General features: G+C 26.1%; 5 protein-coding genes. All 5 read right to left on the reverse strand.

Annotation, left to right across the window (positions count from 1 at the left end; all coding sequences use genetic code 4):
* Window positions 1–119: 119 nt before the first annotated feature.
* Window positions 120–1898 (reverse strand): 1-deoxy-D-xylulose-5-phosphate synthase, encoded by a 1779-nt coding sequence (locus tag EHV01_RS03005; RefSeq protein ID WP_422066144.1) that lies wholly within the window; start codon window positions 1896–1898, stop codon window positions 120–122.
* Window positions 1899–1911: 13 nt separating this feature from the next.
* Window positions 1912–2586 carry a hypothetical protein gene (locus tag EHV01_RS03010; RefSeq protein WP_400248863.1) on the reverse strand — a complete coding sequence of 225 codons (675 nt, stop codon included), beginning with the start codon at window positions 2584–2586 and terminating at the stop codon, window positions 1912–1914.
* Window positions 2587–2592: 6 nt separating this feature from the next.
* Window positions 2593–2814, reverse strand: a complete 222-nt coding sequence (gene xseB / locus EHV01_RS03015; protein WP_126821057.1) for an exodeoxyribonuclease VII small subunit — start codon at window positions 2812–2814, stop codon at window positions 2593–2595.
* Entirely contained in the window at window positions 2804–4096 is a 1293-nt protein-coding gene (gene xseA / locus EHV01_RS03020; RefSeq protein ID WP_422066145.1) for an exodeoxyribonuclease VII large subunit, read from the reverse strand. Before xseA ends, xseB begins: the two co-directional genes overlap by 11 nt.
* A gap of 108 nt (window positions 4097–4204) precedes the next feature.
* The gene (locus EHV01_RS03025; protein ID WP_422066146.1) at window positions 4205–5068 is read right to left on the reverse strand and encodes a formate/nitrite transporter family protein; all 864 of its coding nucleotides are present in this window, start codon (window positions 5066–5068) and stop codon (window positions 4205–4207) included.
* Window positions 5069–5359 lie beyond the last annotated feature (291 nt).

The raw sequence follows: 5359 nt of genomic DNA on the forward strand, positions 1-5359 counted from the left end.
ATAAAATCAAATTTATCAAATTTCATAATTTTAGATTCCTATAATTTCTATTTTAAATATATTTTATAGGAATTTTAAAATAACTAGGTTATGCAAGAAGTCTAATACAAGGATATTTCTTAATTAATTAAGTTTCTTAAAATTTCTTCAAGATTATTCATCTCTTTTTTAATTAAACCATTTTCATAACCATAATGTGAAATTGTTGCATTATGATTAATTAATAAATCAATAATCTTCGCATATAAACCAGTTTCTTTGATAACTTCTTCAAAAATAATAATTTGTTGATATTTTTCCATGTTAATTTGTTTTATCATTTCTCTATCAACTGGATTAATAAAGCGAGCATTAATAACATTAATTTTTTTTGTTTCTAATTTTGTGATAACTGTTTTTGCTTTAATTACATTATTCCCATATGTGATTAATAAAATTCGCGCTTTAGGATTTTTAATAACATATTCTCACTGTCCAACTGAGAATGCTACTGACAAAACTTGCTGCGTAATTCCCCCTTTTGGATAACGAATAAAAAAAGGATCTTTTTTATTAATTAAAGCTAACTTTAATAACTGATCAAACTCACCACTAGTTGCTGGTTGACTAATAATTGGTAAATCACCCATACTATTTAAAAACCCAATATCATAAATTCCATGGTGACTATCCCCATCTGCAAGTGCTAAACTAGCTCGGTCAATTAAAAAAACAACTGGCAAATGATTACGAACAACATCATGTAAAACTTGATCATAAGTTCGTTGTAAAAAACTAGCATACATATTCACAATTACTTTTTGATGATCTAAAGCAAAACCAGCAGCTAAGGTCACAGCGTGTTCCTCTGCTAAACCAACATCCAAACAATATTGCGGATTTTGAAGCATAAATTCTTCTAAATGAACTGAAGCTTGCATTGCAGCAGAAATAAAATAAAATTTTTCTGATGCTGTTTGAAATACTTTTTCCAATGTTTTTGCAACATAATAACTTCATTCATTATGTTTATTATCAGTTAAACTATAAGAATGATATTTCTCTTGTTCTGCTTGGGTTAACCCATAACCATAACCTTTTTTTGTTTTAAGGTGCAGAACAACACTTGCATTTCGTTTTTTTGCTTGACGAAGACTTTTTGCTAATTTACGAAAATTATGGCCATCCACTGTCCCAATATAATCTAAATTAAAACCAGCAAATAACCCTGGAATTGCAAAACTACGAATAATTTTTTCAACTAATAGGTGGCCTAATCATAATAATGTTAATGGGGGAATATAACGTAAAACTTTTGCAACTTTACTAGCACTACGATATAGTCATCCAGTTCGAACTTTACTAACTATTGTATGTAAAATATTAACATTTTTAGAAATACTCATTCCATTATCATTTAAAATAACAATAATTTTATTGGAAATTGTTCCCAAATAAGTTAAAGCTTCTAAAGTCAAGCCATTAGTAAATGCTGCATCCCCGATCACACAAATAATATTATTATATTTTTGATTATAACTATAAGCAATTGCTGTAGATAAACCAGTTCCCACATGGCCATTAGAAAGATGATCATATTTACTTTCGTTAATATGTTGAAAAGCCGCTAAGCCATCAGGTAAGCGAATCGTTGAAAAATGTGCTTTACGATCAGTTAAAATTTTATAAGCATAAGTTTGATGACCAGTATCAAAAATAATCAAATCATTATTGTCAATGTCAAAAGTTTTTAATAAACTAATTGTTAATTCAACTGCCCCTAAATTACTAGCTAAATGTCCCCCATTTTTGGTAACTGTTTCAATAATAAGACGACGAACATCCGCTGCTAATTCAATTAAAGCTTTTGTTTTTAAATTTTTTAAATCAGTATGATACTGATAATCTTGTAATTTCATCTTTTAACCCCACTTAATACTTTTGTAAAAAATAATTAATTTGTTGAACAAAATTATTGAAATATAATGGTGTAATTTTTCCAATCAAATAATGACAGTAAGCTGTTACATCTAATTTTATTTTATAAATTTCAACATTACTACTATCCTTTAATAACTTTCTCATTACTGTTAAATTAATTAAAAAAACAAGATAATAACCATAATTAAAATATAATTCATGATTTGGAAGGTTAACAAAAGGTTGATAAAAAATATTAGCAATAAAATTATAAAGTAAATTAAAATTATAATACATCTTAATTTTTGAATTTGTAATGTCATTATTGGCAAAAATTATTTCCTCATAATTATCATCGAGGTAATTAACAAAAATTTTGCTTTTTAATTCCTTAATTACTTTTAAAATTTGTTCTTGTTCACTTTTTACACCGGTATGACGAATATATTGCATATGATAATAAATTAAAACTACTTTAATTAAAATAATACTATCAAAATATTCTTGCTCATCTAAATTATTTAGTCGTAATAAATAAACAAAATTTTTAATTAAAATATCTTTTTCATCAAAAGTTTTAAAATCTTTTAAAATTACCCGACTTAATTTTAACTCATGCAATTTTTTTCAAATTTTAATATTATTTTTTTTAACTCAGCCACTACGTTCAAAAATTTGCCCTGCCATAATAAATTATTCTTCATCAACTTTAAAATCAGTTGGGTTATTATCCTTAACAATTTTAGTGACTTTATCTTTAATATCTTGTAATTTAGTTTCCGCTAATTTTGTTAATTTAATTCCCGTTTCAAAAGCATCAATTGCTTGATCTAATGGCAATTGATTATTTTCTAAATCATTAACAATTTGCTTTAATTGTTCTAAAATTTGTTCAAATGATTTATTATTTGTCATTTTTTTCACCATCCTTATTAATTGCTTGTACAATTGATTGAATAATTCCATCTTGTACACGTGTCATTATTATATCATTATTCTGAACATCATTGGTTGCTGATATCACATTTTTATTTTCATTGTAAGTAATACTATAACCACGAGTTAATGTTTTTAAAGGACTTAATAAGTCTAATTTACTTATTAAATTATTTTTATTATGTTCAATTGTTAAAATTTGTTGTTGAATTGTTCTTACTAATTTTTGATAATAATTTTGAATCATATTTTTATTTGCTATAAAGAATGTTTCTTGTAAAACATTAAACTGCTTTAAAAATAATTGATAAGAATGCTCAGATTCTGTATATAATGCTTGGGGTTTTGTTAAAACATAACTATTTTTTAATTCGCTTAGTTTATCTTGCATCTTATCAACTTTGCCTTTAATAAGATTAATTAAATGACGGCGTTGTTGTTGCAAATAATTAACTAATTCTTTCTGATCAGGTGTTGCTAATTCAGCCGCCGCCGTTGGTGTCGGTGCTCGTAAATCACTAACAAAATCAGCTAAAGTAAAATCAATTTCATGACCAACAGCTGAAATAACTGGGATAGTTGTTTGATAAATTGCTTCAACAACTTCAAGTTCATTAAAAGCTCATAAATCTTCAATACTGCCCCCACCACGACCAACAATTAATGTATCAAACTGCGGAGTAAATGCTTGTGCTGCCTTAATTTTTGCTCGAATATCATGTTTTGCGTCACTTCCTTGCACTAAACTTGGAAATAAATAAATGTTTGCTTGGGGAAAACGGCGATGAATTGTAGTAATAATATCACAAATGGCAGCACCAGTTGGAGCTGTTATTACACCAATATTATTTGGAAAACGTGGAATTGGTTTTTTTAAAGATTGATCAAACCAACCTTTTTTACTTAATTCTTGTTTTAAGGCTTCATATTTTAAAAACAAAGTACCAACACCTTGTAAAGATAAAGTAACTACTTGTAAACTATATGTTCCTTGCGGCTCATATACTTTAATAGAACCTGTTGCAATAATTTTTAAACCTTCTTTTAATTTAAATTGTAAGTTTTTTGCATTAAACGCAAACATAATTGCCCGAATTTGGGCTTTATCATCTTTGATTGTAAAATAAACATGTCCTGAAGAGTGATTTGTAATATTAGAAATTTCTCCTTGTAGAGAAATATTAATTAAATTTGGTTCTTGTTCAATTATTGTTTTTAAATAATAATTAATTTCACTAACTGTATAAATATTTTTACTCATTTTCCCCTCCATTATCAATATCTTCCAATTAATAATATCATTGAAACAATAAAATAATTAAAAAAGAAATGTTATTAAAGTAACAACATTTCTTTTTTTCAAAAGCAATTAAAGTGTTAATTTTTCTTTTACATCTTTTCGATAAATAAAATAATATAAAAATGGTAAGAAAATTCCTCCACTTAAGAAATTTCCAATTAAAGTTGGTAATTGAACATTGTAAGCAAATTTTCCAAAATCTGCTCAACCACCACTTGTTCCAAAAATTTTTAAAAATGGTTGTAAAAATCATAAATATGAATTAGCAACTACATGCGAAAATCCAGAAATTGCAAAAGCCATAATAATTAAATTTACAACAAAGAATTTAGCAACGGCTGATTTAGTTGTATGTGCAGCATAAATCGAACCAGCAACTAAAAAGTTACATAAAATGGCACTCCCAAAGTTTTCTCATCATTTGTGTTCTAATTTTCCATTAATTAAGATTACCGCATTATTATAAAAATCAGTTTCAGAACCAGGCATATGATTTAAAAAACCACCTCACGCTGTTAAACCAGCCATCACTAAACAACCTAGGAAATTACCACTTAAAACAATAAATAAATTACTAACAAATCTTCCAACATTTAATTGTTTTTTAAAAACAACAATTAATGCTAAAGAATTTGATGTAAACATTTCTCCCCCAAGAAAAACAATTATTGTAATTGCAACAGTAAAGACAAGACCAAATACTAAACTTTTTAAACCAATTGGGATATTATCTCAATTTCCCTTTGTTGCCGTAATTGCAGCAATATAACCAAATCCAATAAATAAACCAGCGGCTAAACCCATTAAAAAGGTTTTATAAAATGGACTATTTCCTTTTTTTAACGCATACTTATAAATATTTACAAAACTATCCTCATTGCTATAAATATCGGAATTATCTACTTTTTCTTCTTTTTTAATTTCGTCCCTCATTTTTTCTCCTCTTTTTCACATTTTATTTCTCTATAAATAATACTTTATTATTCTATCATAAAAAATAAAAACCTAAATATAACTTTAATTTTGTCGAAAACTCTTGATATTTATAAAATATACCTAAAATTAGGTATATTTTTAATATATGGAGGTAAATAATTAATGAAAAAAATAATTACATAATTAATAAATAGCTTAACAGATGATCAATTTTTAGAATTTTATGAAAAAATAAAACAACAAGCAGACTTAATTAAAAAACAAAAACGTTTAAATGAAATTGATCAA

It is taken from the genome of Spiroplasma sp. hy2, assembly GCF_044714365.1.
In the GTDB taxonomy this organism is placed as follows: Bacteria; Bacillota_I; Bacilli_A; order Mycoplasmatales; family Mycoplasmataceae; genus Spiroplasma; species Spiroplasma phoeniceum.